The organism is Streptomyces sp. A1277 (assembly GCF_004795015.1).
Lineage (GTDB): Bacteria > Actinomycetota > Actinomycetes > Streptomycetales > Streptomycetaceae > Streptomyces.
The window spans coordinates 12,769-34,266 of the sequence record NZ_SSBI01000050.1 but is presented as its reverse complement, the minus strand read 5'-3'; the positions used below and the strand labels follow the sequence as shown (position 1 = coordinate 34,266).

At 70.7% G+C, this 21,498-nt stretch carries 21 protein-coding genes; 18 read left to right on the top strand and 3 right to left on the bottom strand.

Going from position 1 to position 21,498, the window contains the following annotated elements; translation table 11 throughout:
* Positions 1 to 17: 17 nt before the first annotated feature.
* The 13 genes from E6R18_RS27770 to E6R18_RS27710 all read left to right on the top strand — a co-directional run bounded on the left by E6R18_RS27770 (position 18) and on the right by E6R18_RS27710 (position 13,048).
* Positions 18 to 566, top strand: a complete 549-nt coding sequence (locus E6R18_RS27770) for a LemA family protein (protein ID WP_136319642.1) — start codon at positions 18 to 20, stop codon at positions 564 to 566.
* Positions 567 to 732: 166 nt separating this feature from the next.
* Positions 733 to 1,653: a pyridoxal 5'-phosphate synthase lyase subunit PdxS gene (pdxS, locus tag E6R18_RS27765; protein WP_136319641.1), complete on the top strand. Its 921-nt coding sequence runs from the start codon at positions 733 to 735 to the stop codon at positions 1,651 to 1,653.
* A gap of 6 nt (positions 1,654 to 1,659) precedes the next feature.
* Positions 1,660 to 2,253 carry a pyridoxal 5'-phosphate synthase glutaminase subunit PdxT gene (gene pdxT, locus E6R18_RS27760; RefSeq protein WP_136319640.1) on the top strand — a complete coding sequence of 198 codons (594 nt, stop codon included), beginning with the start codon at positions 1,660 to 1,662 and terminating at the stop codon, positions 2,251 to 2,253.
* A 61-nt stretch (positions 2,254 to 2,314) separates the two neighbouring features.
* Positions 2,315 to 3,067 carry a YebC/PmpR family DNA-binding transcriptional regulator gene (locus tag E6R18_RS27755; protein WP_136319639.1) on the top strand — a complete coding sequence of 251 codons (753 nt, stop codon included), beginning with the start codon at positions 2,315 to 2,317 and terminating at the stop codon, positions 3,065 to 3,067.
* A 125-nt stretch (positions 3,068 to 3,192) separates the two neighbouring features.
* Positions 3,193 to 3,762 carry a crossover junction endodeoxyribonuclease RuvC gene (gene ruvC / locus E6R18_RS27750; protein WP_136319638.1) on the top strand — a complete coding sequence of 190 codons (570 nt, stop codon included), beginning with the start codon at positions 3,193 to 3,195 and terminating at the stop codon, positions 3,760 to 3,762.
* Positions 3,759 to 4,385, top strand: a complete 627-nt coding sequence (ruvA, locus tag E6R18_RS27745) for a Holliday junction branch migration protein RuvA (protein WP_136319637.1) — start codon at positions 3,759 to 3,761, stop codon at positions 4,383 to 4,385. The genes ruvC and ruvA overlap by 4 nt, the downstream gene beginning before the upstream one ends.
* A gap of 79 nt (positions 4,386 to 4,464) precedes the next feature.
* Positions 4,465 to 5,538 carry a Holliday junction branch migration DNA helicase RuvB gene (ruvB, locus tag E6R18_RS27740; protein WP_136319636.1) on the top strand — a complete coding sequence of 358 codons (1,074 nt, stop codon included), beginning with the start codon at positions 4,465 to 4,467 and terminating at the stop codon, positions 5,536 to 5,538.
* Positions 5,539 to 5,702: 164 nt separating this feature from the next.
* Positions 5,703 to 6,176 (top strand): preprotein translocase subunit YajC, encoded by a 474-nt coding sequence (gene yajC, locus E6R18_RS27735; protein ID WP_136319635.1) that lies wholly within the window; start codon positions 5,703 to 5,705, stop codon positions 6,174 to 6,176.
* A gap of 147 nt (positions 6,177 to 6,323) precedes the next feature.
* Complete coding sequence (gene secD, locus E6R18_RS27730; RefSeq protein ID WP_136319634.1) at positions 6,324 to 8,054, top strand: protein translocase subunit SecD; 1,731 nt, start codon at positions 6,324 to 6,326, stop codon at positions 8,052 to 8,054.
* A gap of 1 nt (position 8,055) precedes the next feature.
* A complete protein-coding gene (gene secF, locus E6R18_RS27725) occupies positions 8,056 to 9,168 on the top strand; it encodes a protein translocase subunit SecF (RefSeq protein WP_136319633.1) in 1,113 nt (370 codons plus the stop codon).
* Positions 9,168 to 9,719 (top strand): adenine phosphoribosyltransferase, encoded by a 552-nt coding sequence (locus E6R18_RS27720; protein ID WP_136319632.1) that lies wholly within the window; start codon positions 9,168 to 9,170, stop codon positions 9,717 to 9,719. The genes secF and E6R18_RS27720 overlap by 1 nt, the downstream gene beginning before the upstream one ends.
* 208 nt (positions 9,720 to 9,927) lie before the next feature.
* Positions 9,928 to 10,335 (top strand): hypothetical protein, encoded by a 408-nt coding sequence (locus tag E6R18_RS27715; RefSeq protein WP_136319631.1) that lies wholly within the window; start codon positions 9,928 to 9,930, stop codon positions 10,333 to 10,335.
* 154 nt (positions 10,336 to 10,489) lie between these two features.
* Complete coding sequence (locus tag E6R18_RS27710) at positions 10,490 to 13,048, top strand: bifunctional (p)ppGpp synthetase/guanosine-3',5'-bis(diphosphate) 3'-pyrophosphohydrolase (RefSeq protein ID WP_136319630.1); 2,559 nt, start codon at positions 10,490 to 10,492, stop codon at positions 13,046 to 13,048.
* Positions 13,049 to 13,221: 173 nt separating this feature from the next.
* On the opposite strand, the gene E6R18_RS27705 is transcribed toward E6R18_RS27710, so the two are convergent.
* Together E6R18_RS27705 and E6R18_RS27700 are read right to left on the bottom strand one after the other, a co-directional pair.
* Positions 13,222 to 14,451: a DUF349 domain-containing protein gene (locus tag E6R18_RS27705; protein WP_136319629.1), complete on the bottom strand. Its 1,230-nt coding sequence runs from the start codon at positions 14,449 to 14,451 to the stop codon at positions 13,222 to 13,224.
* Positions 14,452 to 14,646: 195 nt separating this feature from the next.
* Positions 14,647 to 15,441, bottom strand: coding sequence for a peptidylprolyl isomerase (locus E6R18_RS27700; protein WP_136319628.1), 795 nt, complete (start codon positions 15,439 to 15,441; stop codon positions 14,647 to 14,649).
* 148 nt (positions 15,442 to 15,589) lie between these two features.
* Between E6R18_RS27700 and E6R18_RS27695 the strand changes: the two genes are divergently transcribed.
* From E6R18_RS27695 to E6R18_RS27680, 4 genes are all read left to right on the top strand, one after another.
* Complete coding sequence (locus E6R18_RS27695; protein WP_136319627.1) at positions 15,590 to 16,285, top strand: MBL fold metallo-hydrolase; 696 nt, start codon at positions 15,590 to 15,592, stop codon at positions 16,283 to 16,285.
* A 13-nt stretch (positions 16,286 to 16,298) separates the two neighbouring features.
* Positions 16,299 to 17,561: a histidine--tRNA ligase gene (gene hisS / locus E6R18_RS27690; protein WP_136319626.1), complete on the top strand. Its 1,263-nt coding sequence runs from the start codon at positions 16,299 to 16,301 to the stop codon at positions 17,559 to 17,561.
* Between the two features lie 290 nt (positions 17,562 to 17,851).
* On the top strand, positions 17,852 to 18,487 hold the full coding sequence (locus E6R18_RS27685) for a vitamin K epoxide reductase family protein (protein WP_136319625.1): 636 nt from the start codon (positions 17,852 to 17,854) through the stop codon (positions 18,485 to 18,487).
* Between the two features lie 63 nt (positions 18,488 to 18,550).
* Positions 18,551 to 19,927 (top strand): replication-associated recombination protein A, encoded by a 1,377-nt coding sequence (locus E6R18_RS27680; RefSeq protein WP_136319624.1) that lies wholly within the window; start codon positions 18,551 to 18,553, stop codon positions 19,925 to 19,927.
* Between the two features lie 48 nt (positions 19,928 to 19,975).
* On the opposite strand, the gene E6R18_RS27675 is transcribed toward E6R18_RS27680, so the two are convergent.
* The gene (locus tag E6R18_RS27675; protein WP_206308444.1) at positions 19,976 to 20,677 is read right to left on the bottom strand and encodes a DUF2470 domain-containing protein; all 702 of its coding nucleotides are present in this window, start codon (positions 20,675 to 20,677) and stop codon (positions 19,976 to 19,978) included.
* A 188-nt stretch (positions 20,678 to 20,865) separates the two neighbouring features.
* Here E6R18_RS27675 and rpsD point away from each other — a divergent pair, with 188 nt between their 5' ends.
* Positions 20,866 to 21,480, top strand: a complete 615-nt coding sequence (gene rpsD / locus E6R18_RS27670; RefSeq protein WP_018103888.1) for a 30S ribosomal protein S4 — start codon at positions 20,866 to 20,868, stop codon at positions 21,478 to 21,480.
* Positions 21,481 to 21,498: the final 18 nt, after the last annotated feature.

Genomic DNA, 21,498 nt, shown 5'->3' with positions numbered 1-21,498 from the left:
CGGTAGCCTTGCCGCCCGTGACCGTAACCCTCATCATCTGGGCCGTCGTCGTGCTCGTCGCGATCGGCCTGTACCTCAGCTGGACCGCCGGCCGGCTCGACCGGCTGCACACCCGTATCGACGCGGCCCGGGCCGCGCTCGACGCCCAACTGCTGCGCCGCGCCTCGGTCACCCAGGAGCTCGCCACCTCCGGGGTCCTCGACCCGGCCGCGTCCATCGTGCTGTACGAGGCGGCGCACGCCGCGCGCCAGTCGCCCGAGGACCATCGCGAGGTCGCCGAGAGCGAGTTGAGTACGGCGCTGCGCGCGGTGTTCGGCGAGAGCGCGCAGGTGGAGGCGGTGAAGGAGATCCCGGGGGGCCAGGACGCGGCGTCCGAGCTGGCGGCGGCCGTGCGGCGAGTGCCGATGGCGCGCAGGTTCCACAACGACGCGGTGCGGGCGGCGCGGGCGCTGCGCCGCCACCGCACGGTGCGCTGGTTCCGGCTGGCCGGGCACGCCCCGTTCCCGCTGGCCTTCGAGATGGACGACGAGCCACCGGTGGCCCTGGCGGACCGCCCTGGGAGCTGAAACGGGCGGTCCGGGCGGGTGCGGCCCGCTCGTGCGGCGGGCCGGTGCGGGCCAAAACGATCCACCGGCCTCTCATTGGCCCTTGCTGTGGACTGGTGCGGGGGAGTTTGCTCGGCGGTGCGCCATTGAGCACGTTCCGCATCCCTTTCCCGCAGTGAGGTCATCCGTGTCCACGCTTCCCAGCACCCCGCAGTCCGCCGACACCCCCGCCACCGGCACCGCTCGCGTCAAGCGCGGCATGGCCGAGCAGCTCAAGGGCGGCGTGATCATGGACGTCGTCAACGCCGAGCAGGCGAAGATCGCCGAGGACGCGGGCGCCGTGGCCGTCATGGCCCTGGAGCGGGTGCCGGCCGACATCCGCAAGGACGGCGGCGTGGCCCGGATGTCCGACCCGAACATGATCGAGGAGATCATCGAGTCGGTGTCCATCCCGGTGATGGCCAAGTCCCGCATCGGGCACTTCGTCGAGGCGCAGGTCCTGCAGTCCCTCGGCGTCGACTACATCGACGAGTCCGAGGTCCTCACCCCGGCCGACGAGGTCAACCACAGCGACAAGTTCGCCTTCACCACCCCGTTCGTCTGCGGCGCGACCAACCTGGGCGAGGCCCTGCGCCGCATCGCCGAGGGCGCGGCCATGATCCGTTCCAAGGGCGAGGCCGGCACGGGCAACGTCGTCGAGGCCGTCCGCCACCTGCGTCAGATCAAGAACGAGATCGCCCGGCTGCGCGGCTACGACAACAACGAGCTGTACGCCGCCGCCAAGGACCTGCGCGCCCCCTACGAGCTGGTCAAGGAGGTCGCCGAGCTCGGCAAGCTGCCCGTCGTCCTGTTCTCCGCGGGCGGCGTGGCCACCCCGGCGGACGCGGCGCTGATGCGCCAGCTCGGCGCCGAGGGCGTCTTCGTCGGCTCCGGCATCTTCAAGTCGGGCGACCCGGCCAAGCGTGCCGCCGCCATCGTGAAGGCCACCACCTTCTACGACGACCCGAAGATCATCGCGGACGCCTCCCGGAACCTGGGCGAGGCCATGGTCGGCATCAACTGCGACACCCTGCCCGAGGCCGAGCGCTACGCCAACCGCGGCTGGTAGTCACCGATGAGCGACACCCCTGTGATCGGCGTCCTGGCCCTCCAGGGCGACGTACGGGAGCACCTGATCGCCCTGGCCTCGGCGGACGCCCTGGCCAGGCCGGTCCGGCGGCCCGAGGAGCTCGCCGAGGTGGACGGCCTGGTCGTTCCCGGCGGGGAGTCCACCACCATCTCCAAGCTGGCCGCCCTGTTCGGCCTGCTGGAGCCGCTGCGGGAGCGGATACGGGCGGGGATGCCGGTCTACGGCACCTGCGCCGGGATGATCCTGCTCGCCGACAAGATCCTCGACCCCCGCTCGGGCCAGGAGACGCTGGGCGGCATCGACATGATCGTGCGCCGTAACGCTTTCGGGCGGCAGAACGAGTCGTTCGAGGCGGCCGTCGAGGTCGCCGGGATCGACGGCGGACCGGTCGAGGGCGTCTTCATCCGCGCCCCTTGGGTCGAGTCGGTGGGCGCAGGCGCCCGGGTGATCGCCGAGCACGGCGGCCACATCGTGGCGGTACGGCAGCAAAACGCCCTCGCCACGTCATTCCACCCGGAACTGACCGGAGACCACCGGATCCACGCCTACTTCGCCGAGATGGTGCGCGCCGTGGGGTGACTCGATCCCGGTAGGATCTCTCGGGTTCGTACGGAATTTGGTGACGCGAAGGAGAAGGCAGATGTCCGGCCACTCTAAATGGGCTACGACGAAGCACAAGAAGGCCGTGATTGACGCCAAGCGCGGCAAGCTCTTCGCGAAGCTGATCAAGAACATCGAGGTCGCGGCCCGCACCGGTGGTGTGGATCCCGAGGGCAACCCGACCCTCGTGGACGCGATTCAGAAGGCGAAGAAGAGTTCGGTCCCGAACAAGAACATCGACTCCGCGGTCAAGCGCGGCGGCGGTCTTGAAGCGGGCGGCGTCGATTATCAGACGATCATGTACGAGGGTTACGGCCCGAATGGTGTCGCGGTGCTCATCGAGTGCCTCACCGACAACCGCAACCGCGCCGCCTCCGACGTACGTGTCGCCATGACCCGCAACGGCGGCTCGATGGCCGACCCGGGCTCGGTCTCGTACCTGTTCAACCGCAAGGGCGTCGTCATCGTCCCCAAGGGCGAGCTGACCGAGGACGACGTGCTCGGCGCGGTCCTGGAGGCGGGCGCCGAGGAGGTCAACGACCTCGGCGACACCTACGAGGTCGTCAGCGAGGCCACCGACATGGTCGCGGTCCGCACCGCGCTCCAGGAGGCGGGCATCGACTACGACTCGGCCGAGGCCAACTTCCTGCCCACCATGCAGGTCGACCTCGACGAGGAGGGCGCCCGCAAGATCTTCAAGCTGATCGACGCGCTGGAGGACAGCGACGACGTGCAGAACGTCTTCGCCAACTTCGACGTCTCCGACGAGGTCATGGAGAAGGTCGACGCCTGAGCCGCGCCCCGCGCGCAGCTGTCGTGGACGGGCCGACGGGGACACACCCCGTCGGCCCGCCGCATTGTCGGTGCCGCCCGATAGCCTGCTGGAACAAGTGACCGATCGGCAGGGAGGGGCGGACCGTGCGGGTACTCGGCGTGGACCCGGGACTGACCAGGTGCGGGGTCGGCGTCGTCGAAGGCGTCGCGGGCCGGCCGCTGACCATGCTCGGCGTGGGCGTCGTGCGCACCTCCGCCGACGCGGAGCCCGGCCACCGCCTGGTGGCCATCGAGCGGGGCATCGAGGAATGGCTCGACACGCACCGCCCCGACTGCGTCGCCGTGGAACGGGTCTTCGCCCAGCACAACGTGCGTACGGTCATGGGTACCGCCCAGGCCAGCGCGGTCGCGATGCTCTGCGCCTCCCGGCGCGGCCTCCCGGTCGCCCTGCACACGCCCAGCGAGGTCAAGGCCGCCGTCTCCGGCAGCGGGCGCGCCGACAAGGCGCAGGTGGGGGCCATGGTGACCCGGCTGCTGCGGCTCGACGCCCCGCCGAAACCGGCCGACGCCGCCGACGCGCTGGCGCTCGCCATCTGCCACATCTGGCGCGCCCCCGCGCTCAACCGCCTCCAGCAGGCGCACGCGGCGGCCGCCGCCCGCCCCGCGCGCGTCCCGCGCACCGCAGCCGTTCCCGTCCGGAAGGTCCCCCGATGATCGCCTTCGTCAGCGGCCCCGTCGCCGCGCTCGCCCCGACCACGGCCGTCATCGAGGTCGGCGGCATCGGCATGGCCGTCCAGTGCGCGCCGGGCACCCTGGCCGGCCTGCGCATCGGCCAGGAGGCCAGGCTCGCCACCTCCCTCGTCGTACGCGAGGACTCGCTGACGCTCTACGGCTTCGCCGACGACGACGAACGGCAGGTCTTCGAGCTCCTCCAGACCGCCAGCGGCGTCGGCCCCCGGCTCGCCCAGGCGATGCTGGCCACGCACACCCCCGACGCCCTGCGCCTCGCCGTGGCCACCGGCGACGAGAAGGCCCTCACCGCCGTCTCCGGCATCGGCAAGAAGGGCGCCCAGAAGCTTCTGCTCGAACTGAAGGACCGGCTCGGCGAACCGGTCGGCACCCACACCGCCGCACAGGGCGTCGGCACCCCCGTGTCCGCCTCCTGGCGCGACCAGCTCCACGCCGCCCTGATCGGCCTCGGCTACGCCACCCGCGAGGCGGACGAGGCGGTCGCCGCCGTGGCACCGCAGGCCGAGGAAGCCCTCGCCGCCGGCGGCCGGCCGCCCGTGCCGCAGCTGCTGCGCGCCGCCCTGCAGACCCTCAACCGCGCGCGCTGAGCGGGCCCGGGTCCATCCTTCACATCCGGCCGGGCACCGTACGGCCGCGCACCGAGACATCCGAGGCGGGACAGACGAGATGAACTGGGACGACACCGGAGCCGACACCGGCGAGCGGTTCGACGACCGGCTGGTCGACGCCGGCGCGGACGGCGAGGACACCGCGGTCGAGGCGGCGCTGCGCCCCAAGGACCTGGAGGAGTTCGTCGGCCAGGAGAAGGTCCGCGAACAGCTCGACCTGGTCCTCAAGGCCGCCCGCGCCCGCGGCGCCACCGCCGACCACGTGCTGCTCTCCGGCGCCCCCGGCCTCGGCAAGACCACCCTCTCGATGATCATCGCGGCGGAGATGAACGCCCCGATCCGGATCACCTCCGGCCCCGCCATCCAGCACGCCGGCGACCTCGCGGCGATCCTGTCCTCGCTCCAGGAGGGCGAGGTCCTCTTCCTGGACGAGATCCACCGCATGTCCCGGCCCGCCGAGGAGATGCTCTACATGGCGATGGAGGACTTCCGGGTCGACGTGATCGTCGGCAAGGGCCCCGGCGCCACCGCCATCCCGCTGGAGCTGCCGCCCTTCACCCTGGTCGGCGCCACCACCCGGGCCGGCCTCCTGCCGCCCCCGCTGCGCGACCGGTTCGGCTTCACCGGGCACATGGAGTTCTACGCCCCCGCTGAACTGGAACGGGTGATTCACCGCTCGGCCCGGCTGCTCGACGTCGAGCTGGACGTCGAGGGCGCCGCGGAGATCGCCGGACGCTCCCGCGGCACCCCCCGCATCGCCAACCGGCTGCTGCGCCGGGTGCGGGACTACGCCCAGGTCAAGGCGGACGGCAGGATCGACCGCGAGATCGCCGCGGCGGCCCTCAGGGTCTACGAGGTCGACGCCCGGGGCCTGGACCGGCTGGACCGGGCGGTGCTCGGCGCCCTGCTGAAGCTCTTCGGCGGCGGCCCGGTCGGCCTGTCCACGCTCGCCGTCGCCGTGGGGGAGGAACGCGAGACGGTCGAGGAGGTCGCCGAGCCCTTCCTCGTACGCGAAGGACTGCTGGCCAGGACGCCGCGCGGGCGGGTCGCGACACCGGCCGCCTGGGCCCACCTCGGGCTCGTACCTCCGCAGCACGGCGGAAAGGGACAACAGGGCCTGTTCGGGGCGTGATGCGTCACAGGTTGACCCGAAGCGGAACCACGGTGCCATGCTGGGCGTTGTTCCATCGATGCGGACTCGCTTAGACTCCGCCGATGCCGCCCTTAAGGGCCGGTGTACCCACCCCCGTAGACCAGGCCGCAGTCCTCTGTGGTCGTGCGAAGGAAACTCGTCCCGTGAATCCCGTGACTCTCCTCCCCTTCATCGTGCTCATCGGGGCCATGTTCCTGATGACGCGGTCCGCCAAGAAGAAGCAGGCGGCGGCTGCGAACATGCGCAATGAAATGCAGCCCGGCACCGGCGTCCGGACGATCGGGGGCATGTACGCCACCGTCAAGGAGCTTCACGACGACACGGTCACCCTCGAAGTCGCCCCCGGCGTGCACGCCATCTACGCCAAGAACGCCATCGGTGCCGTCCTCGACGACGCGGAGTACAACCGCATCGTCCACGGCGACGAGCCGGAGCTCGACGTCGACGGCGCCATCGTGCCCGACGACGCCTCCTCGCTGACCGAGCTCGACACCGCCGACGAGGCGAAGACCGACCTGGTCAAGAAGACCGGCTCGGACGAGGGCGGCGAGCCGGCCGAGGCCCAGGACGACAAGAAGCCCGAGGGCAAGGGCGACGGCGAGACCGACGCGAAGTAGCACACGACCCGGGGGTGCCGTGAGTCCGCAGGCATCCGGCCATCCCCGGTCCGTGCGCTCCTTCACGGGGGCGGGTCCCCACTAAACTTCGTGGCCGCTTGGGCGCATACCCGGCGCGGGGCGGTTGGACTAGGGAGAAACGACAAGGTGGCAGCACCGAAGAAGGGCCGGGGAGCGACCGGCGGTCAGGGGAGGCCGGGGCGTTCCCTGGCTCTGATCCTGATCGCCATGGTCGCCCTCACCGGCGGGATGTTCCTGGCCCACCAGCCGACGCCGCGACTCGGCATCGACCTGGCGGGCGGCACGTCCATCACGCTGGAGGCGAAGGCCGAGCCGGGCCAGGAAAAGGCGATCAACAAGACCAACATGGACACCGCGGTCGAGATCATGGAGCGCCGCGTCAATGGTCTTGGTGTCTCCGAGGCCGAGGTCCAGACCCAGGGCGCTCGCAACATCATCGTCAACATCCCCAAGGGCACGAACTCCGCCCAGGCCCGTGAGCAGGTCGGTACGACCGCCAAGCTCTACTTCCGGCCGGTGTTGACCGTCGCCCAGGGCACGCCCACCCCCGAGCCCAGCGCCTCGTCCACCGGCAAGGCCAGCTCCTCCCCGTCGCCGAGCGCCTCGGCCTCCGAGAAGGCGACGGGCGACAAGGCCACCGGCTCCACCCCGTCGCCGAGCGCGAGCGCCACCACCCAGGGCCGCGCGGTCACCGGCGCCCTGAAGGCCGACTCCTCGCCGTCGCCCGGGGCGAGCAGCTCCGCCTCCGCGGAGGACGAGGCAGCCGCTGCGAAGCTGCAGAAGCAGTTCGAGGAGCTCGACTGCTCCACCAAGGCATCCCGCTCCAAGGCGGCCCAGGGCTCCAAGGCCACCGACACGGTGGTCGCGTGCGAGCAGGACGGCTCCGCCAAGTACGTGCTCGGCCCGGCCGAGGTGGACGGCACGGACGTGGACAGCGCCAAGGCGGCCATCGACCAGAACGGTCAGTGGATCGTCCAGATGGAGTTCACCGGCGGCGGCGCCAAGAAGTTCCAGAAGATCACCGGCAAGCTCGCCGCGCAGCAGTCGCCGCAGAACCAGTTCGCCATCGCGCTCGACAACGAGGTCGTCTCGGCTCCCTCCGTCCGTACGGCGCTGAGCGCCAACGCGGAGATCTCCGGCAGCTTCGACCAGCAGTCCGCCGAGGACCTGGCCAACGTGCTCTCCTACGGTGCGCTCCCGCTCTCCTTCAAGGAGCAGAGCGTCACCACCGTCACCGCCGCGCTCGGCGGCGAGCAGCTGCGGGCCGGCCTCATCGCCGGCGCCATCGGCCTGGCGCTCGTGGTCATCTACCTGGTGGCCTACTACCGCGGTCTGGCGTTCATCGCCCTGCTCAGCCTCCTGGTCTCCGGCATCCTGAGCTACACGATCATGGCGCTGCTCGGCCCGGCCATCGGCTTCGCGCTGAACCTGCCGGCCGTCTGCGGTGCCATCGTGGCGATCGGTATCACCGCGGACTCGTTCATCGTGTACTTCGAACGCATCCGTGACGAGATCCGCGAGGGCCGCACGCTCCGCCCGGCCGTCGAGCGGGCCTGGCCGCGCGCCCGGCGCACCATCCTGGTCTCCGACTTCGTGTCGTTCCTGGCCGCGGCCGTGCTCTTCGTGGTCACCGTCGGCAAGGTCCAGGGCTTCGCGTTCACGCTGGGGCTCACCACCCTGCTCGACGTCGTCGTGGTCTTCCTCTTCACCAAGCCGCTCATGACGATCATGGCCCGCAAGAAGTTCTTCGCGAGTGGTCACCCGTGGTCCGGACTGGACCCGAAGCGGCTCGGCGCCAAGCCGCCGCTGCGTCGTTCGCGCCGTGTCAACGCTCCCACCGACCCGAAGGAGGCGTGAGATGTCGCGACTCGGCAATCTCGGCGCCCGTCTCTACCGCGGAGAGGTCGGCTACGACTTCATCGGCAAGCGCAAGATCTGGTACGGCGTCTCCGTCCTGATCACCATCACGGCCATCGTCAGCCTCGCGGTCAGCGGCCTGAACATGGGCATCGAGTTCAAGGGCGGTGCCGTCTTCACCACCCCGAAGACGAGCGTGTCCGTGGCCGAGGCCGAGGACCTGGCGACGGAGGCATCCGGGCACCAGGCGATCGTCCAGAGGCTCGGCAACGGTGGCATGCGCATCCAGATCACCGAGGTCGACACCGCGAAGTCGGACGAGATCAAGGCCAAGCTCTCCGAGGACCTGTCCGTCCCCTCGGAGAAGATCGCCGCCGACCTGGTCGGCCCCAGCTGGGGTGAGCAGATCGCCAACAAGGCGTGGACCGGCCTCGGCGTCTTCATGGTCCTGGTGGTCATCTACCTGGCCATCGCCTTCGAGTGGCGGATGGCCATCGCGGCCCTCATCGCGCTGATCCACGACATCACCATCACGGTCGGCGTCTACGCCCTGGTCGGCTTCGAGGTCACCCCGGGCACCGTGATCGGTCTGCTGACCATCCTCGGTTACTCCCTCTACGACACGGTCGTCGTCTTCGACAGCCTCAAGGAGGGCACGAAGGGGATCACCAAGCAGACCCGGTGGACCTACAGCGACGTGGCCAACCGCTCCATCAACAGCACGCTGGTCCGCTCGATCAACACCACCGTCGTCGCCCTGCTCCCGGTCGCCGGCCTGCTGTTCATCGGCGGCGGCGTCCTCGGCGCCGGCATGCTGAACGACATCTCGCTCGCCCTGTTCGTCGGCCTCGCGGCCGGTGCCTACTCCTCGATCTTCATCGCCACCCCGCTGGTCGCCGACCTCAAGGAACACGACCCGCAGATGAAGGCCCTGAAGAAGCGGGTCCTCGCCAAGCGCGCGGCGGCCGCCGCCAAGGGCGAGGCCACCGAGGCCGAGCAGGCCGAGCAGGGCGACCAGGGCCAGGACCCCGAGGACGCCGCACCCGCCGGCGCGGTCGTCGGTCAGCGACAGCAGCCCCCCAGGGGCCACGGCCGGACCCAGGGAAGGCGCTGATGACCAGCACCACCGAGAGCACGAGGGAACTCCTGCTCAGCCGCATCCGTGACGTGGCCGACTACCCGAAGCCGGGCGTGATGTTCAAGGACATCACCCCGCTGCTCGCGGACCCGGTCGCGTTCACGGCCCTCACCGACGCCCTCGCGGAGCTGTGCCTGCGGCACGGCGCCACCAAGATCGTCGGCCTGGAGGCCCGCGGCTTCATCCTGGCCGCGCCCGTCGCGGTCCGGGCCGGCCTCGGCTTCGTACCCGTCCGCAAGGCCGGGAAGCTGCCGGGGGCCACGCTCAGCCAGGCGTACGAGCTGGAGTACGGCACCGCGGAGGTCGAGATCCACGCGGAGGACCTGTCCGCCGACGACCGGATCATGGTCATCGACGACGTCCTGGCCACCGGCGGCACCGCCGGCGCCTCCCTGGAGCTCATCCGCAGGGCCGGCGCCCAGGTCGCCGGGGTCGCCGTCCTCATGGAACTGGGTTTCCTGGACGGCCGGGACCGTCTGAAGGAGAGCCTGCGGGGCGCTCCGCTGGAGGCCCTGATCACCGTCTGAACGCCTGCCGTGCCATAGCCGGCACAGCGACACGTGCACCGAAGAGGGCACCCGGAGCCATCCGGGTGCCCTCTTCGCGTGCCTTTGGGTGCGGAATCGCTTTTCGGTCGATTTCCGCCCCACGCACCCCGGCGGCGCGACGGTGGAACCGCAGCCTGATTGGATCTTGGTGGTGCCGCTGACCAGGCATCCCGACCGAAGGATCTCGATGAGAATCTCACGCACGTGCGCCCTGGGAGCGGTCACCGCACTCTCCTTCGCCGCCCTCGCCATGGGCGCGGCGCCTGCCGGGGCGGCCGCCGCGGCTCCGGCCGGTGCCGGGGCCAAGGGCATCTGCTCGGGCTGGAAGAACGCCGGGGGACTTCAGGGGAAGTGGACGACCGTCGACGACGGCTGCTCCCACTTCGGCGCCACGGGCATGAAGATGGCCTACGGCTGGAAGGTCTTCAAGGGCGGCAGCGTCTGCGTGAAGGTCAAGGGCTTCAACGCCGTGGGGAAGAAGACCTGGTACGACGCCGGCTGCGGAAAGACCGGATCGGTCGAGGCACCGTGGGGGAACGTGGCCGCCAAGAAGGAGATGCGGATCAAGGGCGGCGCGCTGCTCCGCTGGAACTGAGAGACGAGCCGCACCGGGGCCGGCCGGCGGGCACCGGGAACAACCCGGTGCCCGCCGGCGTTGTGAGGGCTCTCACGGTCCCCGGGGGAGGACCTGCCGTCGGGTCGTTACGATGGCCCTTCCGGGTGTGTCCGGATCCGCACGAGGAGCGCTCTTGCCAGACGAGGCCCAGCCAGTCGCCGCCCCGCAGCCCGACAAGCCCGCGGCGGCCCCAGCCACGCCCGCGAAGCAGCAGCCCGCGGAGAAGCCGAAGCCTCCGGCCCCCGAGCCCGGCACGGGACCGGCGCCCGCCGAGGCGAACGGTCCCGCGCCCGCTTCCCCCGCCCAGCCGGCCGCGCCCGCCCCGACCGCCCCGAAGCCGCCGGCGAAGCCCTCGGCCGGAGCCGTCGTGCCCAGCGGTTCGGTGTCCCGCTCCGCAGGCTCCTCCAACCGCGTCCGGGCCCGGCTCGCCCGTCTCGGCGTCCAGCGCTCCAGCCCGTACAACCCGGTCCTCGAACCGCTGCTGCGCACCGTGCGGAGCAATGACGCCAAGATCGAGACCTCCACGCTCCGCCAGATCGAGCGGGCCTACCAGGTCGCCGAGCGCTGGCACCGGGGCCAGAAGCGCAAGAGCGGCGACCCGTACATCACGCACCCGCTCGCGGTGACGACGATCCTCGCCGAGCTGGGCATGGATCCGGCCACGCTGATGGCCGGGCTCCTGCACGACACGGTCGAGGACACCGAATACGGCCTGGACACCCTGCGCCGCGACTTCGGCGACCAGGTCGCCCTCCTGGTCGACGGCGTCACCAAGCTCGACAAGGTCAAGTTCGGCGAGGCCGCGCAGGCCGAGACCGTGCGCAAGATGGTCGTCGCCATGGCCAAGGACCCGCGCGTCCTGGTCATCAAGCTCGCCGACCGGCTGCACAACATGCGCACCATGCGCTACCTCAAGCGGGAGAAGCAGGAGAAGAAGGCCCGCGAGACGCTGGAGATCTACGCCCCGCTCGCCCACCGACTGGGCATGAACACCATCAAGTGGGAGCTGGAGGACCTCGCCTTCGCGATCCTCTACCCGAAGATGTACGACGAGATCGTCCGCCTCGTCGCCGAGCGGGCTCCCAAGCGCGACGAATACCTCGCCATAGTGACCGACGAGGTCCAGTCCGACCTGCGCGCCGCCCGCATCAAGGCCACCGTCACCGGCCGGCCGAAGCACTACTACAGCGTCTACCAGAAGATGATCGTGCGGGGCCGCGACTTCGCCGAGATCTACGACCTGGTGGGCATCCGGGTGCTGGTCGACACCGTCCGCGACTGCTACGCGGCGCTCGGCACCGTCCACGCGCGATGGAATCCGGTCCCCGGCCGGTTCAAGGACTACATCGCGATGCCCAAGTTCAACATGTACCAGTCACTGCACACCACGGTGATCGGCCCCAGCGGCAAGCCCGTCGAGCTCCAGATCCGTACGTTCGACATGCACCGCCGCGCCGAGTACGGCATCGCCGCGCACTGGAAGTACAAGCAGGAGGCCGTCGCGGGCGCCTCCAAGGTGCGCACCGACGTCCCCAAGAACACCGGCCGCGGCCAGGACACCGTCAACGACATGGCGTGGCTGCGCCAGCTCCTGGACTGGCAGAAGGAGACCGAGGACCCCAGTGAGTTCCTGGAGTCGCTGCGCTTCGACCTCTCGCGCAACGAGGTCTTCGTCTTCACGCCCAAGGGCGACGTCATAGCGCTTCCGGCCGGCGCCACCCCCGTCGACTTCGCGTACGCCGTCCACACGGAGGTCGGCCACCGGACCATAGGGGCACGGGTCAACGGCCGGCTCGTACCGCTGGAGTCGACGCTCGACAACGGCGACCTGGTGGAGGTGTTCACCTCCAAGGCGGCCGGCGCCGGGCCCTCCCGCGACTGGCTGGGCTTCGTCAAGTCGCCCCGGGCCCGCAACAAGATCCGCGCCTGGTTCTCCAAGGAGCGCCGCGACGAGGCGATCGAACAGGGCAAGGACGCCATCGCGCGGGCCATGCGCAAGCAGAACCTGCCGATCCAGCGCATCCTGACCGGCGACTCGCTGGTCACCCTCGCCCACGAGATGCGCTACCCCGACATCTCGTCCCTGTACGCCGCGATCGGCGAGGGCCATGTCGCCGCAGCGGGCGTCGTGCAGAAGCTGGTCCAGGCGCTCGGCGGCGAGGACGCGGCCAACGAGGACCTGGAAGAGAGCACCCCGCCCTCGCGCAGCCGCAACAAACGCCGCTCCAACGCCGACCCCGGAGTCGTCGTCAAGGGCGTCGAGGACGTCTGGGTGAAGCTCGCCCGCTGTTGTACGCCCGTGCCCGGAGACCCCGTCATCGGCTTCGTCACCCGCGGCAGCGGGGTCTCCGTGCACCGGGCCGACTGCGTCAACGTCGACTCGCTCTCCCAGCAACCGGAACGCATCCTGGAGGTCGAGTGGGCGCCCACCCAGTCCTCCGTCTTCCTGGTCGCCATCCAGGTCGAGGCCCTGGACCGCTCCCGGCTCCTGTCGGACGTCACCCGCGTCCTGTCCGACCAGCACGTCAACATCCTGTCCGCCGCCGTGCAGACCTCCCGGGACCGGGTCGCCACCTCGCGCTTCACCTTCGAGATGGGCGACCCCAAGCACCTCGGGCACGTCCTGAAGGCGGTACGGGGCGTGGAAGGCGTCTACGACGTGTACCGGGTGACCTCGGCCCGCCGGCCGTAGGAGTCCCGGAGTCCGGGTCGGCGACAAGGCGCGCGAGAGCGACGCGGACGTCGTCGTCGGACATCTCCCGTCCACCGGGATGTCGTTGGCGTGGCCCGCACCGCCCCCGGTACGCAGAAGGGGCCTTCCCGCGCGAACACGGAAAGGCCCCTGCGGCGTACGAGTGGACCGCGTCAGCCGCCGAACTCCTCCAGGCCCTTGAGCGCCTGGTCCAGCAGCGCCTGCCGCCCCTCCAGCTCGCGGGCCAGCTTGTCCGCGCGGGCGTTGTTGCCCGAGGCACGGGCCGTGTCGATCTGCCCGCGCAGCTTGTCCACGGCCGCCTGGAGCTGCCCGGTCAGACCCGCGGCGCGGGCACGCGCCTCCGGGTTCGTCCGGCGCCAGTCGGCCTCCTCGGCCTCCTGGAGCGCCCGCTCCACCGCCTGCATCCGCCCCTCGACCTTCGGGCGGGCGTCACGCGGTACGTGGCCGATGGCCTCCCAGCGCTCGTTGAGGCCCCGGAACGCGGCCCTGGCCGCCTTCAGGTCCTTCACCGGCACCAGCTTCTCGGCCTCGTCGGCGAGCTCCTCCTTCAGCTTGAGGTTCTCGCCCTGCTCCGCGTCACGCTCCGCGAAGACCTCGCCGCGGGCGGCGAAGAAGACGTCCTGGGCGCCGCGGAAACGGTTCCACAGTTCGTCCTCGGCCTCGCGCTGGGCGCGGCCCGCCGCCTTCCACTGCGTCATCAGATCGCGGTAGCGGGCGGCCGTGGTGCCCCAGTCCGTGGACCCGGACAGCGCCTCGGCCTCGGCGACCAGCTTCTCCTTGGCCTTGCGGGCCTCCTCGCGCTGGGCGTCCAGCGAGGCGAAGTGGGCCTTGCGGCGCTTGGAGAACGCCGAGCGGGCGTGCGAGAAGCGGTGCCACAGCTCGTCGTCGGACTTGCGGTCGAGCCGCGGCAGGCCCTTCCACGTGTCCACGAGGGCCCGGAGCCGCTCGCCCGCGGAGCGCCACTGCTCGCTCTGCGCCAGCTCCTCGGCCTCGGCGACCAGGGCCTCCTTGGCGTGCTTCGCCTCGTCGGCCTGCTTCGCCTTCTGCGCCTTGCGCTCCTCACGTCGCGAATCGACCGTCGCGACCAGCGCGTCCAGCCGCTTGCGCAGCGCGTCCAGGTCGCCGACGGCGTGGTGCTCGTCGACCTGGCCACGCAGATGCTCGATGGCGGTCGTCGCGTCCTTCGCGGACAGATCGGTGGTCTTCACCCGCCGTTCGAGGAGGCCGATCTCGACCACAATGCCCTCGTACTTGCGCTCGAAGTAGGCCAGGGCCTCCTCCGGTGAACCGGCCTGCCACGATCCGACGACCTGCTCGCCGTCGGCTGTACGCACGTACACGGTGCCCGTCTCATCGACTCGGCCCCACGGGTCGCTGCTCACAGCGCCTCCTCCACCTGATGCCCGCGAGGGGATCACCCCCCTGGCATCGTCCACAGTTTCCTGGGGCGGGCAGCGCCCGCCCTGCACGACGCCAATCTAGGCGACGGGCCGCCCGGCTGTCCGCACTCAGCGCGGCCGGATTTATTCGGCCGCGCCACGTGCCCGCCCCCGGGAATCACGCCCGGCCCGCCGGGGTCACACCTTGTCGACGGTCAGCTTCGAGATGTTCACGGCCTTCTTCGGCGCACCGTCGGCTCCGCCGCCGTCCACCCCGGCCTTGCCGATGGCCTCGACGGCCTTCAGCGACTTCTCGTCCATCGTGCCGAACGGCGTGTAGCTGGGCGGCAGCTTGCTGTCCTTGTAGACGAGGAAGAACTGGCTGCCGCCGGTGTGCGGCTGGCCGGTGTTGGCCATCGCCACCGTGCCCGCCGGGTACGTCACCGTGCCGTCCGTGCCCGCCTTGCCGAGCGCGGTCAGGTTCTCGTCGGGGATCGTGTACTCGGGGCCGCCGGTGCCGTCGCCCTTCGGGTCGCCGCACTGCAGGACGTAGATGCCGTCCGTGGTCAGCCGGTGGCACTTCGTCCCGTCGAAGAACTTCTTGTCGGCCAGCGACTTGAAGGAGTTCGTCGTGTGCGGGGTCTTCGACGCGTCCATCGTGAACGCGATGTCGCCCTGGCTCGTCTTGAGCGACATCGTGTACGTGGCCTTCTTGTCGATCTTCATCGCCGGCTCGGGCGGCTCGCTCTTCGTCGGCGTGGGCGAAGCCTCGGCGGACGGGCTCTGGCTCGCGGCCGCGTCCGTCTTGTCCTTGTCGTCGTCCCCGCTGGTGGCCAAGTACATGGCGCCGCCGATGATGGCCACCACGGCCACCGCGGAGGTGATGACGAGCGTCAGCCGCCGCGTCCGGCGCCGGGCTTCCTCCCGCCGCTGCTGCTGCCGCTCGTACTTCTCCCTGGCGAGCTGCCGCCGCCGCTGATCGTTGCTGACCACCGGGTGATCTCCTTGTACGTCGTGTGATCGGGCCTGGGCTGCCCCGTACGGTATATGGGTTAGCTGTGGAATGAGGAGCGCCGGTAGGCTCTGAACTGCTGCGACCTCGCAGCCGCCTTCCCCCGTAGGACGACCATTAAGGACGATCGTGCTGATTGCCGGGTTCCCCGCCGGGGCCTGGGGGACCAACTGCTACCTGGTCGCCCCCGCCGCAGGTGAGGAGTGCGTGATCATCGACCCGGGCCACCAGGCGGCCCCCGGCGTCGAGGAAGCGCTGAAGAAGCATCGGCTCAAGCCCGTCGCCGTCGTCCTCACCCACGGCCACATCGACCACGTCGCTTCGGTCGTCCCGGTGTGCGGCGCGCACGACGTCCCCGCCTGGATCCACCCCGAGGACCGCTACATGATGAGCGACCCGGAGAAGGCCCTCGGCCGCTCCATCGGGATGCCGCTCATGGGCGAGCTGACGGTGGGGGAACCGGACGACGTCAAGGAGCTGAGCGACGGCGCCCGGCTGCTGCTCGCGGGCATGGAATTCGGCGTCTCGCATGCGCCCGGCCATACCAAGGGGTCGGTGACGTTCAGGATGCCCGAGACCCGGGAGGTCCCCCAGGTCCTCTTCTCGGGCGACCTGCTCTTCGCCGGCTCCGTCGGACGCACCGACCTGCCCGGCGGCGACCACGCCGAGCTCCTCGAGTCGCTGGCCCGTGTGTGCCTGCCGCTCGACGACTCGACCGTGGTGCTGTCCGGGCACGGCCCCCAGACGACCATCGGCCGCGAGCGCGCCACCAACCCGTACCTGAGCGGTATGGCCGGTACGGACGCGCCCCGACGAGGAATGTGACGAGAGCGAAATCGTGAGCACCTTCAAGGCCCCCAAGGGCACGTACGACCTGACCCCGCCGGACTCCGCGAAGTACCTGGCGGTGCGCGAGGCGATCGCCGCCCCGCTGCGGAACTCCGGCTACGGCTACATCGAGACCCCCGGCTTCGAGGACGTGGCCCTCTTCTCCCGCGGCGTCGGCGAGTCCACCGACATCGTCACCAAGGAGATGTACACCCTCACCACCAAGGGCGGCTCCGAGCTGGCCCTGCGCCCCGAGGGCACCGCATCCGTGCTGCGCGCCGCCCTGGAGGCCAACCTCCACAAGCTCGGCAACCTGCCGGTCAAGCTCTGGTACTCCGGCTCGTACTACCGCTACGAGCGCCCGCAGAAGGGCCGCTACCGGCACTTCTCGCAGGTCGGGGCCGAGGCCATCGGCGCCGAGGACCCGGTGCTCGACGCCGAGCTGATCATCCTGGCCGACCAGGCGTACCGCGCGCTGGGCCTGCGTGAGTTCCGCATCCTGCTGAACTCGCTGGGTGACAAGGAGTGCCGTCCCGTCTACCGCGACGCGCTCCAGGGCTTCCTGCGCGAACTCGACCTGGACGAGGAGACCCGCCGGCGCATCGAGATCAACCCGCTGCGCGTCCTCGACGACAAGCGCCCCGAGGTCCGGGCGCAGCTGGCCGGCGCCCCCGTGCTGCGCGACTACCTGTGCGACGCCTGCAAGGCGTACCACGAGGAGGTCCGCGACCTGCTCAACGAGGCGGGTGTGGTCTTCGAGGACGACGAGAAGCTCGTCCGCGGCCTGGACTACTACACGCGCACCACCTTCGAGTTCGTCCACGACGGCCTCGGCTCGCAGTCCGCGGTGGGCGGCGGCGGCCGCTACGACGGCCTCTCCGAGATGATCGGCGGCCCGGCGCTCCCGTCGGTCGGCTGGGCGCTCGGCGTGGACCGCACCGTCCTCGCCCTGGAGGCCGAGGGCATCGAGCTCGAACTGCCCTCCACCACCAGCGTCTTCGCCGTCCCGCTGGGCGAGGAGGCGCGGCGGGTCCTGTTCGGCGTCGTCACGCGGCTGCGCCGCGAAGGGGTGGCGGCGGACTTCGCGTTCGGCGGCCGGGGGCTGAAGGGCGCGATGAAGAGCGCCAACCGCTCGGGCGCCCGGTTCACGATCGTGGCCGGCGAGCGCGACCTGGCCGAGGGGCACGTCCAGCTCAAGGACATGGAGTCCGGCGAGCAGACGCCCGTGCCCGTCTCCGACGTGGTCGAGGCGGTCCGCGCGCGGCTCGTGTGACGTCTGCCCGGAGGGGGGCGGGCCGCGTGTCCGCCCGCCTCCGGGGCCTCGCGTCAACACGATGGGCGCGGATTCATTCCGAACGGTGATTCCGCCCCGGAAGGCCGGTCGCGCCCCGGGGGCGCCCGAGAAGGCGCAACGCCCCTCGTCGTAGCTGCGGAGCCGCATTCCGCTCCCTCACCGGGGCCTGTCGGTGCGCACACTTTTATGTGCATCGAACGGAAGAGCGGCCGAGCCGTACGGCACAATGACCGTGCCCCAGCAGGCTACTCAGTGACGGAAACGGCGATATGACGACTGCAGCGGTTGACCATCCCTCCTCCGACCAGGACGAGAGCGGCGGGACGCGCACCATCGGGGGCAGCCGCGCGCTGGCCATCCTGCTGGTGATCACGGGCGCTGCCGGAACGCTCGCCGCATGGGTCATCACGCTCGACAAGCTCAAGATGATGGAGGACCCCTCCTTCATCCCGGGCTGCAGTCTCAACCCGGTCGTGGCCTGCGGCAACATCATGAAGAGCGAACAGGCATCCGCCTTCGGCTTCCCCAACCCCTGGCTCGGGATGGTCACTTACCCGGTGATCATCGGGATCGGCCTGGCCCTGCTCGCGGGCGCCCGCTTCCGCAACTGGTACTGGCTCGGCATGAACGCGGGCACGCTGTTCGGCGTCGGTTTCTGCACCTGGCTCCAGTACCAGTCGCTGTACAACATCAACTCGCTGTGCCTGTGGTGCTGCCTGGCCTGGGTCGCCACCATCTTCATGTTCTGCTACGTCACCACGCACAACATCCGGCACGGGATCATCCCCGCGCCCGCCTGGCTGCGCAACGGGCTCAGCGAGTTCCACTGGGTGCCCCCGGTGCTGTGGATCGGCATCATCGGCATGCTGATCCTGACGCGCTGGTGGGACTTCTGGACCAGCTGACCGGCCGCGTCCCGCACCGGCGCCCCGGCCGGGTTGTCAGTGCGGTGACATAGGCTTCAAAACGTGGAGCCCGACCTCTTTACCGCAGCTGCCGAAGACCGCCAGGAGAAGGACCCGTCCAGCAGTCCCCTCGCTGTCCGGATGCGTCCGCGTACGCTCGACGAGGTCGTGGGCCAGCAGCATCTGCTCAAGCCGGGCTCGCCCCTGCGGCGCCTCGTCGGCGAGTCGAGCGGGGGACCGGCGGGCCCCTCCTCGGTGATCCTCTGGGGCCCGCCCGGCATCGGCAAGACGACGCTCGCCTACGTGGTCAGCAAGGCCACGAACAAACGATTCGTCGAGCTGTCCGCGATCACCGCGGGCGTCAAGGAGGTCCGCGCCGTCATCGACGGCGCCCGCCGCGCCACCGGGGGCTACGGCAAGGAGACCGTCCTCTTCCTGGACGAGATCCACCGCTTCTCCAAGGCCCAGCAGGACTCGCTCCTGCCCGCCGTCGAGAACCGCTGGGTCACCCTGATCGCCGCGACCACCGAGAATCCGTACTTCTCGATCATCTCCCCGCTGCTCTCGCGTTCGCTGCTGCTGACGCTGGAGTCCCTGACCGACGACGACCTGCGCGGCCTGCTGCGCCGCGCGCTGACCGACGAGCGCGGGCTCGGCGGAGCGGTGACGCTGCCCGAGGACGCCGAAGAGCACCTGCTGCGCATCGCGGGGGGTGACGCGCGCCGGGCGCTGACGGCCCTGGAGGCCGCGGCCGGGGCCGCGCTGTCCAAGCAGGAGGAGGAGATCACCCTCCTCACCCTGGAGGAGACCGTCGACCGGGCGGCCGTGACGTACGACCGGGACGGCGACCAGCACTACGACGTGGCGAGCGCCCTGATCAAGTCGATCCGCGGCTCGGACGTCGACGCGGCCCTGCACTACCTGGCCCGGATGATCGAGGCGGGGGAGGACCCGCGGTTCATCGCCCGGCGCCTGATGATCTCGGCCAGCGAGGACATCGGCCTCGCCGACCCGACGGCGCTGCCCACCGCGGTGGCGGCGGCCCAGGCGGTGGCCCTGATCGGCTTCCCGGAGGCGGCTCTCACCCTCAGCCACGCCACCATCGCCCTCGCGCTCGCCCCGAAGTCCAACGCGGCCACGCTGGCGATCTCCGCGGCCCGGGAGGACGTGCGCAAGGGGCTGGCCGGCCCGGTCCCGGCCCATCTGCGCGACGGCCACTACAAGGGCGCGGCCAAGCTGGGCCACGCCCAGGGCTACGTCTACCCGCACGACGTGCCCGGCGGCATCGCCGCCCAGCAGTACGCCCCGGACGCCGTGCGCGACAAGCACTACTACCGCCCCACCCGCTACGGCGCCGAGGCGCGTTACGCGGACGTGGTGGACCGGGTCAGGGAACGGCTCGGCCGGACGGCCGCGGAGGACGGGCCGGACCGGGCCTGATCCGGGCGGCCGGCCCCGGCCGCAGCCTGTCCGTATCCCGGCCGTTCCTCAGTGTGCGGCCGCCTCGAACAGCGTGTGCATGGCGTGGCTCAGTTCCACCACGTCGCGCACCGGCTCGGGGAAGTCGAAGCGGGCGTCGAAGCAGCCGCCGTCCCGCTCGCAGAAGCGCACCCGCAGCCCGAGCCGGTCCAGCGCCAGGGGCACCACGGCCGGCCGGTGCGCGGCGCAGGTGCAGGCCGCCCGCTCGCCGAGCAGCCCGCACAGGGCCGCCAGCTGGTCGCCGTGCGCCGAGTGGAGGTGCTGGAGCAGGTCCGCCTCGTGGGCGGCGAGGGGATCGGGGAGCGCGTCGCGGAAGTCCTCAGCGTCGACGCCCTCCTCCCCCCACAGGTCGTCGATGTGCGCCTCGCCCGTCTCCAGCCGCAGCAGCATCCGGCCGGGGCCCGCCATGCCGGGCACCGAGGTCAGCCAGCCGCCGACCCGGGCCCGGCCGCGGATACGGTGGGGCACGGAGACGGGGGCGACGTCCGTGATCTCCAGCACGGCCGACAGCTCGTCGTCCTGGGCGTGCGTCGCGGCCCGTACGACCGGGGATTCGGCGGGGAACTCCAGGAACAGGTCCCCGTCCGGGCCCACGCCGCGGGAGAGCGGCATGAGCTGGTCCGAGCCCGCCCGTTCGAGCCCGGGAACGAGCAGTACCGCCGAGCAGGTACTCTGTACGAGAGTTCGTGTGCGCTCGGCTGCTGACGGCATCCGTGTGTTTTCAAGCCCGCTGGGACGCGGCTGACCACGATCTGATCGGTCCTCCGTCGTTTCGACGCCTTCAGGCGCGTCGATGCTGTCTGTGCTGTCCGTGACGTGTGTGGTGTTCCCAGGGCGAGACATGCGATCTCCTTGAGTAAGGTGAGCCTAACCTAACCTACAACGGAGGTCTGGAGAACGTGCCTAATCAGTCGCGTCCCAAGGTCAAGAAGAGCCGTGCGCTCGGCATCGCGCTGACGCCGAAGGCGGTCAAGTACTTCGAGGCCCGCCCCTACCCGCCGGGCGAGCACGGCCGCGGCCGCAAGCAGAACTCGGACTACAAGGTCCGTCTGCTCGAGAAGCAGCGTCTGCGTGCGCAGTACGACATCAGCGAGCGCCAGATGGCGCGTGCCTACGACCGCGCCAAGAAGGCCGAGGGCAAGACGGGCGAGGCGCTCGTCGTCGAGCTCGAGCGCCGCCTCGACGCGCTGGTCCTGCGCTCCGGTATCGCCAAGACGATCTACCAGGCGCGCCAGATGGTCGTCCACGGCCACATCGAGGTCAACGGCGGCAAGGTCGACAAGCCGTCGTTCCGCGTCCGCCCGGACGACATCGTCATGGTCCGTGAGCGCAGCCGCGACAAGCACCCCTTCCAGGTTGCGCGCGAGGGTGGTTACGACACCGACGGTGAGACCCCGCGCTACCTGCAGGTGAACCTGAAGGCCCTGGCCTTCCGCCTTGACCGGGACCCGAACCGCAAGGAAATCCCCGTGATCTGCGACGAGCAGCTCGTCGTCGAGTACTACGCCCGCTGATCCAGGCGTAGCCGCTCG